The organism is Rhizobium sp. BK591 (assembly GCF_014195045.1).
Lineage (GTDB): Bacteria > Pseudomonadota > Alphaproteobacteria > Rhizobiales > Rhizobiaceae > Rhizobium > Rhizobium anhuiense.
This window is the reverse complement of the sequence record NZ_JACIAZ010000002.1, coordinates 586,132-602,026: the sequence shown is the minus strand read 5'-3', so window position 1 is coordinate 602,026 and position 15,895 is coordinate 586,132. Positions and strand designations below refer to the sequence as shown.

Here is a 15,895-nt window from a genome sequence, read left to right as displayed (position 1 = left end):
GAGAAGATCATGGCACGTATCACCCTCGATCATATTCGACATGCCTATGGGCCGAACCCGAAGAGCGAGAAGGACTACGCTCTCAAGGAAGTGCACCACGAGTGGAACGACGGCGGTGCCTATGCGCTGCTCGGACCTTCAGGCTGCGGAAAGACCTCGCTGCTCAATATCATTTCCGGCCTCATTCAACCGTCCGAAGGGCGAATTCTCTTCGACGGACAGGATGTTACGAACCTGCCGACGCAGCAGCGAAATATTGCGCAGGTATTCCAGTTTCCGGTGATCTACGACACGATGACCGTCTATGACAATCTGGCTTTCCCCTTGCGCAACCGCGGAGTCGCGGAGCCTGATGTTGATCGTCGTGTCCGCGAAATACTGGAGATGATTGATCTTTCAGACTGGGCCAAGCGGCGCGCGCGCGGTTTGACGGCGGACCAAAAGCAGAAGATTTCGCTCGGCCGCGGCCTTGTGCGCTCGGATGTGAACGCGATTCTCTTCGATGAGCCGCTCACCGTTATCGATCCGCATATGAAATGGGTGCTGCGGTCGCAGCTGAAGCGGCTGCATAAGCAGTTCGGCTTTACGATGGTCTATGTCACGCATGACCAGACGGAGGCGCTGACCTTCGCTGACAAAGTCGTGGTGATGTACGATGGCGAGATCGTGCAGATCGGCACGCCGGCCGAGCTCTTCGAGCGTCCGAGCCATACCTTCGTCGGCTACTTCATCGGTTCTCCAGGCATGAACTTCATGCCAGCCAAGGTGGAAGGCCGCACGGTTCGGGTCGGCGAGCACGCGCTGACACTCGACTATGCGCCAAAGACTGCGGCAGCGGCCAAGGTAGAGCTTGGAATCCGGCCCGAGTTTATCAGGGTCGGCCGCGAGGGCATGCCTGTAACCGTCAGCAAGGTGGAAGATATCGGCCGGCAGAAGATCGTCCGCGCGCAGTTTGCCGGCCAGCCGATCGCGATCGTCGTCCCTGAAGACGGGGAAATTCCGGCTGATCCCCGGGTGACCTTCGAACCGTCGGGTATCAGTATCTATGCCGACTCTTGGCGCGCCGGACCGGAGGCTTGATCATGGAAAAAACCTGGAACAACAAAGCGTGGTTTCTGGTCCTGCCGGTCCTCGTGCTGGTGGCATTCTCGGCCGTCATTCCCTTGATGACGGTTGTGAACTATTCCGTTCAGGACACTTTCGGAAACAACCAGTTCTTCTGGAACGGAACGGACTGGTTTACCCAAATCCTGCATTCCGACCGTTTCTGGGCCGCCCTGCAGCGAAATCTAGTTTTTTCGTTGATCATTCTCGCTCTTGAGATCCCGCTCGGTATCTTCATTGCGCTCAACATGCCGAAATCCGGCATCGGCGTGCCGGTGTGCCTGGTTCTGATGGCGCTGCCACTACTGATCCCGTGGAACGTTGTCGGCACGATCTGGCAGGTGTTCGGCCGCAACGACATTGGTTTGTTCGGCTATTCCCTCAATGCCATCGGCATCGATTACAACTATGTGCAGGATCCGCTCGACGCCTGGGTGACGATCATCATCATGGACGTCTGGCACTGGACGAGCCTGGTCGTCTTGCTCTGCTATGCCGGCCTCGTTTCCATTCCGGATGCTTTCTATCAGGCAGCGAAGATCGACGGTGCGTCTCGTTGGGCCGTATTCCGCTATATCCAGCTGCCAAAGATGAAACGCGTTCTTCTGATCGCCGTGCTGCTGCGTTTCATGGATAGTTTCATGATCTACACCGAGCCTTTTGTCGTCACGGGCGGCGGTCCCGGCAACGCGACCACTTTCCTGTCGATCGATCTGGTCAAGACCGCCCTCGGACAGTTTGACCTCGGTCCGGCCGCTGCTATGTCGCTGATCTATTTCCTGATCATCCTGCTGCTTTCGTGGGTGTTCTACACCGTCATGACAAGCCACGACGCGGAGAATTGAAATGAGCGCCTCCAACGAAACGACAGCGAGCCGAAAAATCTCAGGCGTTACCAGTGTCGCAAGCGGTCTCTCCTCCGATGAAGTAAGCCGTCTGATGCGCCGGCGCGGCGAGGAATCGCGCTGGTGGTGGCTGGTTCCGACGATCTATATCATCGTGCTCCTGCTGCCGATCTATTGGCTCGTCAATATGAGCTTCAAGACCAATGCGGAAATCGTCAATTCTCTGACGCTTTATCCTCATAACCCGACGATCGCCAATTACGTGACGATCTTCACGGAGAAGGCGTGGTATTCCGGCTACATCAATTCAATCACCTATGTCGTGATCAACATGGTGATCTCGGTGGCAGCCGCGCTGCCGGCGGCCTATGCCTTTTCCCGTTATCGGTTCCTTGGTGACAAGCATCTTTTCTTCTGGTTGCTGACGAACCGGATGGCGCCGCCGGCGGTTTTTGCCCTGCCGTTCTTCCAGCTCTACTCAGCCTTTGGACTGATCGATACGCACATCGCCGTGGCATTGGCGCATTGCCTCTTCAACGTGCCGCTTGCGGTCTGGATACTTGAAGGCTTCATGTCCGGCGTGCCGAAGGAAATCGACGAAACGGCCTATATTGATGGCTATTCGTTCCCGCGGTTTTTCCTGAAGATCTTCACGCCGCTGATTGCGAGCGGCATAGGTGTCGCCTGCTTCTTCTGCTTCATGTTCTCTTGGGTCGAGTTGCTGATCGCACGAACGTTGACGACTACCGACGCGAAGCCGATCGCTGCCACCATGACCCGTACCGTCTCCGCATCCGGCATGGATTGGGGCTTGCTCGCCGCCGCGGGTGTTCTGACCTTGATCCCAGGGGCGCTGGTGATCTGGTTTGTGCGCAATTACATCGCCAAGGGCTTCGCCCTGGGGAGGGTTTGATGGGCTTTTCGCTTCCCGATTTTTCATGGATGGCATGGACCTGGCCGACGGCCGCGTTCTTCATCGTTATCGCATTGCTGCTGATCGGCATGGGGGTCTGGGAGTATGCCGTGCCGGGCGGCAACCCGCGGATCGGAATCCTGCGCTTCGAGACGACGCGCGGTGACCGGCTTTTCCTTTCGCTGCTCGGCAGCGCCTTTATCCATCTTGCCTGGCTTGGTCTCGCGGGATCAAGCCTCTGGTGGGCTCTCGCTCTCTCCGTTGTCTACGCCGTCGGCGTATTCCGTTACGTGTGAGGCAAACTGATGCAGATGGCCGGGGTTTTTCTGGCCGCCTGAGACGTGAAGACTGCAATCGCAAAACCCTGGGAGGATATCATGCGAAGGCATTTATTGACGACGACAGCAGCGGTACTGCTGGCCATGACCGGGTCGGCCTATGCCGGCATGGACGAGGCAAAGACTTTCCTGGACAAAGAGATCGGCGACGTGTCGACGCTCTCTCGTGCCGACCAGGAAAAGGAAATGCAATGGTTCGTCGATGCGGCGAAGCCTTTCCAGGGTATGGACATCAAGGTTGTTTCGGAAACCTTGACCACTCACAAGTATGAGTCCGAGGTTCTGGCTCCGGCCTTCACTGCGATCACCGGCATCAAGGTCACGCACGACGTCATTCAAGAGGGTGACGTTGTCGAGAAGATCCAGACGCAGATGCAGACCGGGCAGAACCTGTATGATGGCTGGGTCAACGACTCCGACTTGATCGGTACGCACTGGCGTTATCAGCAGGTCCGCAATCTGACCGACTGGATGGCCGGCGAAGGCAAGGACGTTACCAACCCCGGCCTCGATATCGACGACTTCATCGGCACCAAGTTCACGACCGCGCCGGACAAGAAGCTCTACCAGCTTCCCGACCAGCAGTTCGCCAACCTCTATTGGTTCCGCTACGACTGGTTCAACGACGAGAAGAACAAGGCCGATTTCAAGGCGAAATACGGCTACGATCTCGGCGTTCCGGTCAACTGGTCGGCCTATGAAGACATTGCCGAATTCTTTACCGGCCGTGACGTCAACGGCAAGAAGGTCTTCGGCCATATGGACTACGGCAAGAAGGACCCGTCGCTCGGCTGGCGCTTCACCGACGCCTGGCTGTCGATGGCCGGCAACGGCGACAAGGGCCTGCCGAACGGTCTTCCGGTCGACGAATGGGGCATCAAGGTCGACGAGAATTCGCGTCCGGTCGGTTCGTGCGTCGCGCGTGGCGGCGATACCAACGGCCCGGCATCGGTCTATTCGATCCAGAAGTATCTCGATTGGTTGAAGGCGTACGCACCGCCGGAAGCTCAGGGCATGACCTTCTCGGAATCCGGTCCGGTGCCGGCACAGGGTAACGTCGCGCAGCAGATCTTCTGGTACACGGCGTTTACCGCAGACATGGTCAAGCCTGGCCTGCCTGTTATGAATGAGGACGGAACGCCGAAATGGCGCATGGCACCGAGCCCGCATGGCGTTTACTGGAAAGACGGCATGAAGCTTGGTTATCAGGACGTCGGCTCGTGGACGTTGATGAAGTCGACCCCGACGGACCGCGCGAAAGCTGCCTGGCTCTATGCACAGTTCGTGACCTCCAAGACTGTTGACGTGAAGAAGAGCCAGCTCGGTCTCACCTTCATCCGCGAATCGACCATTCGCGACAAGAGCTTTACGGAGCGCGCTCCGAAGCTCGGCGGTCTGATTGAGTTCTATCGTTCGCCGGCCCGTGTTCAATGGTCGCCAACCGGCACCAACGTTCCCGACTATCCGAAGCTGGCTCAGCTTTGGTGGCAGGCCATCGGTGACGCCGCTGCCGGCGCCAAGACACCGCAGGAAGCCATGGACTCTCTTTGCGGCGAGCAGGAGAAGGTCATGGGCCGTATCGAGAAATCGGGTGTCCAGGGCGATATCGGCCCGAAACTCGCCGAAGAGCATGACCTCGCTTACTGGAACGCGGATGCGGTGAAGAAGGGCAACCTTGCACCGCAGCTGAAGATCGAGAATGAGAAGGAAAAGCCGGTCACTGTCAACTACGACGAACTCGTCAAGAGCTGGCAGTCGAAGTAAGGCGGACCTCGGCCGGAGGCGACAAAGCTTCCGGCCATCACTTCCTGCCACCGGCTACGGCCGGTGGCACCCACAATCTTTCTCTCATGAAACCTCCGCGTCTGCCCTCCTTGCCGGGCGGAGCGGTTTCGTGCGAGCCGGAGACGGATATGAGCGGCTATATTCTTTCAATCGACCAGGGCACGACGTCCTCACGCGCGATCATCTTCGACGGCGACATGAAAATGGCCGGCTCCGCGCAGGCGGAGATCACCCAATACTATCCGCAGCCCGGATGGGTGGAACATGACGCCACGGAGATCTGGCTGTCCGTGATCGACACGGTGCGCAAGGCGATTGCAGATGCCGGCATACAGGCCGGCGACATTGCCGCGATCGGCATCACCAACCAACGCGAGACGGCGGTCGTTTGGGATCGCAAGTCCGGAACACCGCTTCATCGCGCGATCGTCTGGCAGGACAGGCGCACGGCTGAAATGTGCGAGAGCCTGAAGGCCGACGGGTACGAGAAGCTGTTCAGCGCCAAGACCGGGCTGTTGCTCGACCCCTATTTCTCCGGAACGAAGCTGCGCTGGCTGCTCGACAATGTCGACGGTCTGCGTGAGAAGGCGGAGGCAGGCGATGTCTGCTTCGGCACGATCGACAGCTGGTTGATCTACAATCTGACGGGCGGCCGTGTGCATACCACCGATGCGACCAATGCATCGAGAACGCTGCTCTACAATATCGATGACGGTGCCTGGGACGAGGAGCTTCTCGGCATTCTCGGTATTCCCCCTGCGGTGCTTCCCGAGGTCAGGGAATGCGCCGATGATTTCGGCCGCGTCGACAAGGCGCTGCTCGGTGCGGAGCTTCCGATCCTCGGCGTTGCCGGCGACCAGCAGGCGGCGGCGATGGGCAATGCCTGCTTCGAGCCCGGCATGATGAAATCCACCTATGGCACCGGCTGCTTTGCCCTGCTGAACACCGGCCGGGATCGTGTTTCCTCCTCCAACCGGATGCTGACGACGATCGCCTACCGGCTCGACGGCGAGACGACCTATGCGCTCGAAGGCTCGATCTTCATCGCCGGCGCCGCCGTGCAATGGCTGCGCGATGGTCTCGGCATCATCGGTCAGGCGTCGGAGGCGGGGGTGCTTGCGGCCAAGGCCGATCCCGGACAGCAGGTCTATATCGTTCCGGCCTTCACCGGCCTCGGCGCCCCCTATTGGGATCCGGCCGCGCGCGGCGCGATCTTCGGCCTGACCCGAAACAGCGGGCCGGCGGAATTTGCCCGCGCCGTGCTCGAATCCGTCGCCTACCAGACACTCGATCTGCTGGTGGCGATGAAGAAGGACTGGGGGGTCAACCAGCTGGAAACGGTGCTGCGTGTCGATGGCGGTATGGCGGCTTCGGATTGGACCATGCAGTGCCTCGCCGACATGACGGGGAACCCCGTCGACCGCTCGGCGATCCGCGAGACGACGGCGCTGGGTGCTGCCTGGCTTGCCGGCTCGAAAGCCGGCATCTGGCCCGGCAGGCGGGAGTTTGCGCAGGCCTGGGCCTGCGACCGCCGCTTCAGCCCTTCGATGGAGGAGACCGAGCGGCAGACCAAGATCATCGGCTGGAAGAATGCCGTCTCCAGAATGATTTCGGACGCCTCGGCGGGATAGAACCGCTTCCGGCTCTTACGCACCGCCGGCAGCCTTTCTGTTGATGAAGCTCAGGGCCAGCACGGCAAAGATCAGCGTTCCCGTGCCGACCTGCTGCCAATAGAAGTTCAGGTCTGTCAGCAGCAGCCCGTTGGCGACGACGCTGAGCAGCAGCGCGCCGAGGACGGTCCCGCCGACATTCGGCCGCCCGAGCGGGCTGAGCGTCGTGCCGATGAAGGTGGCGCCGATGGCATTGAGCAGGAAGGCATTGCCGGAGGATGGAATGTAGGTGGTGACGGTTGCCGTCAGGATCAGGCCGGCGATGGCCGCGATCAACCCGACCAGGATGAAGGTCACCGTTACATGGGCCGGCGCTGCGATGCCGGAATAGCGCACGACGCCCGGCTGGATGCCGATCGACAGAATGACACGGCCGAAACGCGTGCGGGCAAAAACCACCGCTGCGGCTGCGATGACGATGATGGCCGCGGCCAGCGGCACCGGAAAGCCGGCGACCGTGCCGTGGCCGAGGAAGCGGAAGGCCTCCGGCACGCCGTTCGGCGGCAGATAGACCGGATTGCCGCCATTGGTCAGCAGTTGTTGAACGCTGCGGCCGATGAACAGCGTGCCGAGCGTGGCGAGGAACGGCGACACCCCGATCCCGGAGATCAAGAGCGCGTTGAAGACGCCGACGACCGCTCCGGCTGCCAGTCCCGCCAGCGCGGCGAGTGCCACCGGCTGCCCGGCGAGAACCAGCGAAACGAAAGCGAAGCTGGCGAAATCCATTGCCGTTCCCACGGAAAGATCGATGCCGCCCGAGGCGACGGCGAAGGTCATGGCGATGGAGACGATGGCAAGCAGCGTGAAATTGTTGACCAGTATGCTCTGCAGGTTCGCCAGCGTTGTGAATGTCGGCGTTGTCAGGGAAAAGGCGGCGAATACCGCAACCAGGGCGAGGATCAGCCCATAACGCACCAGGCCGCCGGCGATCAGACGCGGCAAGCCTGTCGTGGCGGGGGTAGGGATATGGAGCGACATGGTCAGGCCTCCTGCCGGCGCAGCAGTGTCGTCGCGGAAACGACGATGAGAATGAGCACGCCCTGGACGCCGCTGACCAGGGTGCTCGAAATATTCAGCAACTGGAAACCGTTGACCAGGAAGCCGACCAAAAGGGCCGAAAGCAGCGTCCCGGTGACTGTCGGAACCAGCCGGCGCGAAAAGACCGAGCCGAGCAGGGCGGTGACGACGACGGGCAGCAGCATCTCGCCGGCGCCGGTCGTGCTGCCGCTCAGATAGGAAACGGACAGGATGCCGGCGATGCCGCCGGAAACGCCGCTGGCGACGAAGGCACCTGATAGTAGCCGGCGAAGCGGCAGACCGGCGGCACGCGCCGCATCCGGAAACTCACCGACAGCGTAGAGACGCAGGCCGAGCGGGGTATATTGCACGACCGCCGTCGCGATCGCCGTAAAGCCGAGGAGCACATAGGCGAGAACCGGTATGCCGAAAGGATCCGAGGCCGAAAGCGCCGAGAGGAAAGGTGTCGAGGCCGGCAGGACGGTATTGCCGGTCAGCACCAATTCCAGGCCGGCGACGACGTTCATGACGGCAAGCGTGGCGAGCAGCGGCACGATGCCGGCATAAACGACGGCAATGGCATTCACCGTGCCGATCAGCGCCCCGGTCAAGATCGCCGCGGCAATCGCCGTCGCATCGCCGTAGCCGAGCTGCGTCAGGCTCGCATAGACGGCGGCGCTGAGACCCATATTGGCAGCGAGCGACAGGTCGATGCCGCCGGTGACGACATTGGAGCCGCCGGCGATCAGCACGATCGTCAGACCGATGGCAAGCACGCCTGAGATGGCCGATTGGCCAAGCACATTACCGATATTGCCGATGCTGAGGAAATAGGGTGCAGTCAGCGAGAAGACGATCAGGATGGCGGCGAAGGCGATCAACGATCCGAAGCGTAGCGCGGCCGCTGCAATATTGCCGGCCGGCCGGGGAGGCGGTTCCGCAGCAGAAAAACCGGAAGGCGCGAATTCCACTTCAGCCGACATGACGATGTCCCTCGGATGATCCCGTCGATTGAGCCAGCACGGCATCCGCCGTGGCCTCCGACGATATGAATTCCCGCACCACGCGGCCGCGGAAAAGCACAAGGATGCGATCGGTGATGCCAACGAGTTCGGGCAGATCCGAAGACAGCACGATCACACCGGCGCCGCGCGCCGCGAGTTCGCCGATCAGCGTATAGATCTCGACCTTGGAGCCGATATCGACGCCGACCGTCGGCTCGTCGAGGAGATAGACCTCGGAGCGGCGGCTCAGCCATTTGGCGATGGCGATCTTCTGCTGGTTGCCGCCTGAAAGCGTGCGCAGCAGGGCATCGCGCCCATTGGCTTTCACCTGCAGCCGACTAATCAGGGCATCGGCTTCGTCCCGTTCGCGTTTGCGATCGAGAAAGCCGAAACGGGTGAAACGGCCAAGGCTGGAAAGGCTGATATTTTCCGCGACGCTGAGGTCGAGCGCGATGCCGTGGCGTCGCCGGTCTTCCGGCACCAGCGCGATCTCGCGCCCTGTCGCCTGCGTTGGATTGGTGAAACGGGCAGCCTTGCCGCTGACCTCGATACGGCCGGACGCCGCTGTCTCCAGACCGAAGAGGGTGCGGACCAGCTCCTTGGCGCCGGAGCCGAGCAGGCCGGTGAGGCCGAGCACCTCGCCGCGGCGAAGCGTGAAACTGACGTCGCTATATTTCCCCGGCGCCGACAGTTGCTCGACCTTGAGGATTTCTTCACCCGGCGTCACCTGTGGCTTCGGGAACATCTCCTTGATGTCGCGCTCGACCATCAGCCGCGCAATCGCACCGGCCGAGGTGTCCCCGATCGGCAGGGAGGCGACATCAAGTCCATTGCGCAGCACGGTGACGTGGTCGCAGAGCTCTTCGATTTCGTTCAGGTAATGCGAGATATAGATGATGGTGACGCCCTCGTCGCGCAGACGACGGATCAGCCGGAAGAGGATATCGGCCTCGCGGCGCACCAAGGCGGCGGTCGGCTCATCGAAGACGAGCACTTTCGGCTGATTGAGGAGGGCGCGGGTGATCTGTACGATCTGCTTTTCGGCGGTCGACAATTCGCCGATCAGCGCGCTGTTCGACAAGCGGATACCGAAATAGTCGTTGAGAATGTCGGATGCGCGCCGCTGCATCAGTCGCCGGTCGAGGAACGGCGTGCCAGATATGCGCGGTTCCCGGCCGAGGAACAGGGCTTCGCCGACGGTGAAGGTCGGCACCAGCAGCCGATCCTGGTGAATGAAGTGGATGCCGAGCTCTTCGGCAAGATGCGGCGTCAGCCTGTCGAATGTACGCCCTTCGATCTCGATCCGGCCGCCATCCGGCTGGTGAAGACCGGCCAGCAGCTTGATCAGCGTCGACTTGCCGGCGCCGTTCTGGCCGACGAGACCGTGGATGGTGCCGCGCCTGACGATCAGCGACGCGCCGGCAAGCGCCTGCGCCCCGCCGAAATGCTTGACGATGCCTTCGAAGCGGATGATGTCGTTGCGTGCCGTGACCGGCTGCTTCAACGAAATGGCCGTCATGTCGATCTCTCCGGGCGGGCAGATTCCGAGTGATCCGGCAGGGCCGGATCGCTCGTGTTCAGTGTCAGCCGATGCCGAGTTTCTTGGTGACTTCGCCGACATTGGTCTTGTTGGCGAGCAGCGCCGGAACATAGGTTTCGCGCGGCAGGGTCTGGCCGGCGAGCAGCTTGGCGACGTTGCGGATGGCGGTGCGGCCGATTTCCGCCGGCTGCTGGGCGACATCGGCGCCGGCCGGCGAATTCGGATCGGCGATGAGCTGCAGCACTTCCGGGCTGCCGTCGACGCCGTAGGTGCGGATCTCGGTCCGCCCGGCGGCCGTCAGAGCCTGAGTCGCGCCCAGCTGCGGAATGTCCCAGGCCGACCAGATCGCCTTGATCGAACCCTTTTCCGGATATTTGTTGAGGATGGCCGTGATCTGCGTGAAGGCGTCCTGCACGGTGTTCGGGATGACGTCGCGCAGTTCCGGCTGGAGGATTTTCACCTTCGGGAAATATTTGACGACATTGACCAGCTGGTCGTAGCGGATCGCGCAGGGGGTGACGCCGTAGAAGCCGTTGAAGACGACGATATTGCCTTCGCCGCCGATATCGGAGACGAGCTGTAGCGCCAGGTCCTTGCCGATGCCCCAATTGTCGGAAGTCGTGTTGTTGATCGAATTGGTCGAGCCGACGTCGACGGTCAAAACCGGGATCCCGGCATCGCGCGCCTTCTTCAGCCAGGGATCGATGACGCTGAGCGTACCGAGGATCTGGACGATCGCATCCGGCTTCTGGGCGATCAGCGTCTGCAATTGCGAAACCAGCTTGCCGTCATTGCGCCCGGCATCGACGGCGATGGGCTCGCCGCCGAGGCGCTTTACCTCTTCGATCTGGGCATTATAGGCCTGCAGGTCGAAGAAGTGATCGGTGCCGGTGGCGCTGATGGCTATGCGCTTGCCTTTCAGCGACAGCTCTTCGGCTGCAAAAACCGGCTTCTGCCCGATGAGGGAGGCACCGGCGACGGCAACCCCGGCCGCGGCGGACAGTTTCAACAGGTCTCGTCTTCCGAGACCGCTTCCGGATTTTTCGATGCTCATTGCCATTCTCTCCAATTAATTATGTCTATAGATTAAATGGATTAATGCGGATGAGGAGGAACGAATTTCCAAAAGAACGATCTCCGGGGAAAAGAGTGGAGGGAACGAAAGCTGATCCCTGGCTGCGGTTTCCCATGACCGGGAATGATTTCGGATGTCTCGGCGGTTTTGAGAGCGATCAGATGAGTCGACAGTCCACAGCCACCGATCAGGAAGAAACACGCACTGCATAATTCTTGCGCATGCGACCAGATTTGCCGAGGGTGAACGCCTGCCAGGCCGTGGTGCCGTGTGGCGCGACAGCAGTCATGAAATCACGATTTACATGGGCGCGGTCGGGTTTTATCCCACGACGTTGATATCCAGCGCGAAGCTTGGCTTCCATTTGGCGCGCAACTTGCCTCTCTCCCTGTCAGGGAGAATGAAACAATGCCCGATATCGATCCGCAGATTTTCTCAATAAGCCGGCCATCCCTCGGAGGCTACAAGGCCTTCGTTCAACGCGACATGATCGTCGAGACCTATCGCAGTGCCGCGGGGCAAATGGTTTCAAGGGGCTCGCTTCATAGAATTTCGATCAACCGTACGGCGCACGGCAAATATGCCTATCGGTTTGGAAGCGGGGCATTCTGCAAAGTTGAGAGGCCGCCCTTCACTCTGGGATTTCAACCGGCTGCCACGGTCCTTGAGGTCGAGGGCGATGCGGCGGATTATATCTCGATCTTCCAGTCACCGGCGCTCTACAGCGGCATCGGGGGTTCTCGCTTCGATCCCGAGCATTGGGATAGTGATGCGCTGAGCGCGACGACGGATCCGACAACGCTGCAGGTTGCGCTTTCTCTTGCATTTGCCGCCGAGAAGACTGGGCGCGACGACCCGCTTTTGATGCAGCATCTGGGAATGGCGCTCGCCTGTTGTGTTGTAAAACTGCTGGGCGCCAAACCTGAAGCCGGCGATCGTCCGCTGACATCGGAGAATCTCCGGCGCGTGATCGATTACATCGAGGACCTGCTTGGCAAATCCGATTTGAGTGTTGAGGAGCTGGCCGGTGTGGCCCATATGAGCCCCTTTCACTTCAGTCGGGAATTCAAACGGGCGGCGGGCATGGCGCCGCATCGCTTCGTCCTCGAACGCAGGATCGAGCGGGCGCGACTTTACCTTGCCGATGGCAAGGAGACGCTTGCAAACATCGCTTATACCACAGGCTTTTCCAGCCAGGCGCATTTCTCCAGCGTCTTTCGGCGTCTGATGGGGGCGACACCGAAGGAATACCAGCGTTCGGTCCGTCTTTGAGCCGGCGCCCGCCGATGGCAAATCAGCAATTTTGCGAAAGATAATCGCACGAATTTGAAATCTCTTGAGGCTGCGGTCTGCGAGGCTCTTCCCATCAGGAGGCCTGCATGACCGCTTTTGCCCAAACCAATCCGATTACCGATATCTGTTTTTTGGTCGAGGATATCGAAAGAGCGTCGGCCTTCTATGTCGAGCGGCTTGGCTTCAAGCCGCGGCGCCGCGCTCCGGGCTTTGCCGATTTCAAAGGGGCTGGCGTGACGCTGGCGCTCTGGGAGATCGCGCATATCGCCGAGAATACCGGTGTCTCAAACCGCCGGGCTCCTCCGGGCGTGCACAAGGCCTGCGCGGCCATCGAGCTTGCCTCGCCAGAGCAGGTCGATGCTGCCTATGTGGAGCTGAAGGCTGCGGGCGTGCTCTTCCACGCGCCGCCGCAGAATTACGTCTGGAATGCGCGATGCTGCTATTTCGCTGATCCCGACGACAATCTCTGGGAGATCTATGCGTGGTCTGAAGGCGGCCCGATCGGCGACATCGACCCGCGGCAACGAGCATAAGCGGCCCAGCCAGCCGTCCGACAAACCAACAAGGGGAAGGCAAGCAAATGAACGGGGATGACAAACAAATCGTGGTCGGCAGGCGTACCGTCCTGAAGGGCGGAGCCTTTGCTCTCGCCGCGGCGACGGCGGGGATCAGCGTATTCGTACCGCGTCATTCGAACGCCGCCGCATCCAAAGTCGTCATCAAATATGATTGGCTGATGAGCAACGGACAGATCGGCGATATCGTTGCCGTCAAGCAAGGCCTGTTTGAGGCCGAGGGTCTCGACGTCGAGTTTTCCCCCGGCGGTCCCAATTCGGCAACGGTGCCGCCTGTGATCACGGGTGATGCGCAGCTCGGCCAATTCTCGGATTCGGCACAGCTCCTTCTTGCCCGGTCATCCGGCGTGCCGATCAAGATCTTCGCCTGCGGTTTCCGCATGGCGCCTTTCGCCTTCTATTCGCTGCCCAAGGCGCCGATCCGCACCGTCAAGGATATGGTTGGCAAGCGCATCGGCATCCAGCCGACCGCCCGTTATGTGCTCGATGCCATCCTGCTGAAGAACAATATCGACCCCTCGAGCCTGACCATCACCAATATCGGCTTCGACATGACGCCGCTGATGACCGGCCAGGTGGATGCGGTCACCGGATGGATCACCAACACGCAGGCCCTTTCCGTCATCGGCCCCGACCGCATCGATCTGATGATGAAGGACACAGGCTTGCCATCCTATGCCAATGTCTATTTCGCCACCGACGATGCCGTGAGCGGCAACGCCGAGACGCTGGCAAAGGTGCTGCGTGCGGTCGCCAAGGGCTGGGCCTGGACGCATGAACATCCCGAAGAGGCGGTGAAGTTGACAGTCGAGGCCTATCCGCAGCTCGATCTTGCCGTAGAGCTGCAGACCGTGCCGCGCATATTGTCGCTGAGCTTCGACGCTGCGACCGGCAAGGATGGCTGGGGCAGCTTCGATCCGGCCGCGCTTGCCGAGCAGATTTCCGTCTATGACAAGATCGGTCAGTTCAAGAGCGGCGCTCCGAAGCTGGAGGATTGCTATACGACTGAGATACTGGACATGACGGCGGGCGACCGCCCGAAGATTGCGTGAGAGCGGATTTGCCTGAAGCAGCGGCCATCGAAACCAAGGATCTGGCTGTCGGCTATGCCGGCGCTGTCGAGACGACCCGCATTCTGTCCGGCGTCGACCTCAGCGTCGGCAGGGGTGAGTTTCTGACCATTCTCGGCCCTTCCGGTTGCGGCAAGTCGACCTTCCTGCGTGCGGTGGCGGATCTTCTTCCGCCGCTTGACGGGCGGCTGTCGGTGCTCGGCAGGACAGCTTCGGAGGCGCGCCGGCGGCGCGAGGTCGCCTTCGTCTTTCAGGACGCAACGCTGTTACCCTGGCGGACCGTGAGGGAGAATGTCGCGCTGCCGCTCCAGGTGGGGAAGAAGAGCGTCTCGCGCTTGGTCGATCCGCGGCCCGACCATTGGATCGAGCTGGTCGGCCTGTCGCATCTGGCCGACCGCTATCCGCATCAATTGTCCGGCGGACAGCGCCAGCGCGTCGCCATAGCGCGTGCGCTTCAATGCGAGCCGGATATCCTGCTCATGGACGAGCCCTTCGGTGCGCTCGACGAGATCACCCGCGAACGACTGAATGACGAGCTTCTGGACGTCTGGCGCCGGACCGGCACGACCATCCTGTTCGTCACTCACAGCGTCATCGAGGCGATCTATCTCGGCGGACGCGTGCTGGTCCTGGCCGCCAATCCGGGCCGCGTCCAGGCGCTGATCGACCTTGCGCCGATGAAAGACGAGCGCGGCCTCTGTCGGCGTGAGAGCCTCGATGTTCAGGAGACCGCCGCCCGTCTGCGCCAATTGCTGCAGGAGGGGAGTTCGGCTGCATGACGCACCGTCCGTTATCCATCATCGAGGCGATCGGCCTTCCTGTTATCGGTGCCCTCTCATTGCTTCTCGCCTGGCAATGGCTGGTGCCGGCTCTCGGTATTCCCAGTTATATCGTTCCCACGCCGCTGGCGATCCTGCGCACGCTTGGCATCGAATGGCGCTTCCTGCTGTCGAATGCCGTTCCGACATGGGGGGAGGCGGGTCTCGGCTTCCTCCTGGGCAACGGTCTCGCCGTGATCATGGCGATTGCCTTTGTCTATAATCCGTGGTTCCAGGCCGCCTATTTTCCCGTCGTCCTGCTCTTCAACACCATCCCGGTGCTGGCGCTCGCGCCGATCATCATCCTCATCTTCGGCCTCGGCATGCTTCCGAAGATCATCATCGCCGCTCTCATCTGCTTCTTCCCAACCCTGGTGAATACCGCCCGGGGCTTCAATCTGGCGACTGCGAGCGAGCTTGACCTGATGCATGTGCTTTCGGCGAGCGGATGGGAAACGTTCTGGCGCCTGCGCGCACCACGGTCCGCCCCCTTGCTCTTTGCATCATTGCGCATTTCGGCAACCACCTGTGTGATCGGCGCGATCGTCGGGGAGTGGATCGGCTCGAACCAGGGGCTGGGTGCTGTCATCATCCAGTCGACATTCAACTATCAGGCGGAAAGGCTCTTTGCCGCCGTCGTGCTCGCTTCTCTCTCCGGCATCGTCTTTTTCGCCGTCGTTGCCCAGATCGAGCGGATTTTCCGTCGGCTGCATCAGGGGCAAAGCTGAAGCCCCGGTACGAACGAACCACCAGTCCGAACTCATGCCCAGATGCCGATCACGCAGACGCAGATATTTGGCAGCTATCGAAGATAAGCCGGATCGGCGCTATTGAACATTGTATCACTT

At 60.8% G+C, this 15,895-nt stretch carries 16 protein-coding genes; 11 read left to right on the top strand and 5 right to left on the bottom strand.

Going from position 1 to position 15,895, the window contains the following annotated elements; all coding sequences use genetic code 11:
* The first annotated feature begins 9 nt into the window (after positions 1-9).
* The 6 genes from FHX10_RS09920 to glpK all read left to right on the top strand — a co-directional run bounded on the left by FHX10_RS09920 (position 10) and on the right by glpK (position 6,616).
* Positions 10-1,080, top strand: a complete 1,071-nt coding sequence (locus tag FHX10_RS09920) for an ABC transporter ATP-binding protein (RefSeq protein ID WP_047613243.1) — start codon at positions 10-12, stop codon at positions 1,078-1,080.
* A gap of 2 nt (positions 1,081-1,082) precedes the next feature.
* Positions 1,083-1,949, top strand: a complete 867-nt coding sequence (locus tag FHX10_RS09915) for a carbohydrate ABC transporter permease (protein ID WP_047613241.1) — start codon at positions 1,083-1,085, stop codon at positions 1,947-1,949.
* Between the two features lies 1 nt (position 1,950).
* Positions 1,951-2,862, top strand: coding sequence for a carbohydrate ABC transporter permease (locus FHX10_RS09910; RefSeq protein WP_003552208.1), 912 nt, complete (start codon positions 1,951-1,953; stop codon positions 2,860-2,862).
* A complete protein-coding gene (locus FHX10_RS09905) occupies positions 2,862-3,158 on the top strand; it encodes a DUF2160 domain-containing protein (RefSeq protein WP_018246653.1) in 297 nt (98 codons plus the stop codon). The genes FHX10_RS09910 and FHX10_RS09905 overlap by 1 nt, the downstream gene beginning before the upstream one ends.
* 81 nt (positions 3,159-3,239) lie before the next feature.
* Positions 3,240-4,964: an ABC transporter substrate-binding protein gene (locus tag FHX10_RS09900; RefSeq protein WP_097544686.1), complete on the top strand. Its 1,725-nt coding sequence runs from the start codon at positions 3,240-3,242 to the stop codon at positions 4,962-4,964.
* Between the two features lie 149 nt (positions 4,965-5,113).
* Entirely contained in the window at positions 5,114-6,616 is a 1,503-nt protein-coding gene (gene glpK, locus FHX10_RS09895) for a glycerol kinase GlpK (protein ID WP_097622813.1), read from the top strand.
* Between the two features lie 15 nt (positions 6,617-6,631).
* Here the strand turns inward: glpK and FHX10_RS09890 are convergent, their stop codons facing one another.
* The 5 genes from FHX10_RS09890 to FHX10_RS09870 form a co-directional block, all read right to left on the bottom strand.
* Positions 6,632-7,633 (bottom strand): ABC transporter permease, encoded by a 1,002-nt coding sequence (locus FHX10_RS09890; RefSeq protein ID WP_097630939.1) that lies wholly within the window; start codon positions 7,631-7,633, stop codon positions 6,632-6,634.
* Between the two features lie 2 nt (positions 7,634-7,635).
* Entirely contained in the window at positions 7,636-8,655 is a 1,020-nt protein-coding gene (locus FHX10_RS09885) for an ABC transporter permease (protein WP_028757424.1), read from the bottom strand.
* The gene (locus tag FHX10_RS09880) at positions 8,645-10,195 is read right to left on the bottom strand and encodes a sugar ABC transporter ATP-binding protein (protein WP_184389278.1); all 1,551 of its coding nucleotides are present in this window, start codon (positions 10,193-10,195) and stop codon (positions 8,645-8,647) included. The genes FHX10_RS09885 and FHX10_RS09880 overlap by 11 nt, the downstream gene beginning before the upstream one ends.
* Before the next feature lie 64 nt (positions 10,196-10,259).
* The gene (locus FHX10_RS09875; protein ID WP_047615008.1) at positions 10,260-11,270 is read right to left on the bottom strand and encodes a sugar ABC transporter substrate-binding protein; all 1,011 of its coding nucleotides are present in this window, start codon (positions 11,268-11,270) and stop codon (positions 10,260-10,262) included.
* 208 nt (positions 11,271-11,478) lie between these two features.
* Positions 11,479-11,655: a hypothetical protein gene (locus tag FHX10_RS09870; RefSeq protein ID WP_155295713.1), complete on the bottom strand. Its 177-nt coding sequence runs from the start codon at positions 11,653-11,655 to the stop codon at positions 11,479-11,481.
* A gap of 44 nt (positions 11,656-11,699) precedes the next feature.
* Here FHX10_RS09870 and FHX10_RS09865 point away from each other — a divergent pair, with 44 nt between their 5' ends.
* The 5 genes from FHX10_RS09865 (at position 11,700) to FHX10_RS09845 (ending at position 15,775) form a co-directional block, all read left to right on the top strand.
* Complete coding sequence (locus FHX10_RS09865; RefSeq protein ID WP_047613232.1) at positions 11,700-12,563, top strand: AraC family transcriptional regulator; 864 nt, start codon at positions 11,700-11,702, stop codon at positions 12,561-12,563.
* 107 nt (positions 12,564-12,670) lie between these two features.
* The gene (locus FHX10_RS09860) at positions 12,671-13,117 is read left to right on the top strand and encodes a VOC family protein (protein ID WP_047613230.1); all 447 of its coding nucleotides are present in this window, start codon (positions 12,671-12,673) and stop codon (positions 13,115-13,117) included.
* A gap of 47 nt (positions 13,118-13,164) precedes the next feature.
* Entirely contained in the window at positions 13,165-14,211 is a 1,047-nt protein-coding gene (locus tag FHX10_RS09855) for an ABC transporter substrate-binding protein (protein WP_097594744.1), read from the top strand.
* 8 nt (positions 14,212-14,219) lie between these two features.
* Complete coding sequence (locus FHX10_RS09850; protein ID WP_028757630.1) at positions 14,220-15,008, top strand: ABC transporter ATP-binding protein; 789 nt, start codon at positions 14,220-14,222, stop codon at positions 15,006-15,008.
* The gene (locus FHX10_RS09845; RefSeq protein WP_184389275.1) at positions 15,005-15,775 is read left to right on the top strand and encodes an ABC transporter permease; all 771 of its coding nucleotides are present in this window, start codon (positions 15,005-15,007) and stop codon (positions 15,773-15,775) included. Before FHX10_RS09850 ends, FHX10_RS09845 begins: the two co-directional genes overlap by 4 nt.
* Positions 15,776-15,895: the final 120 nt, after the last annotated feature.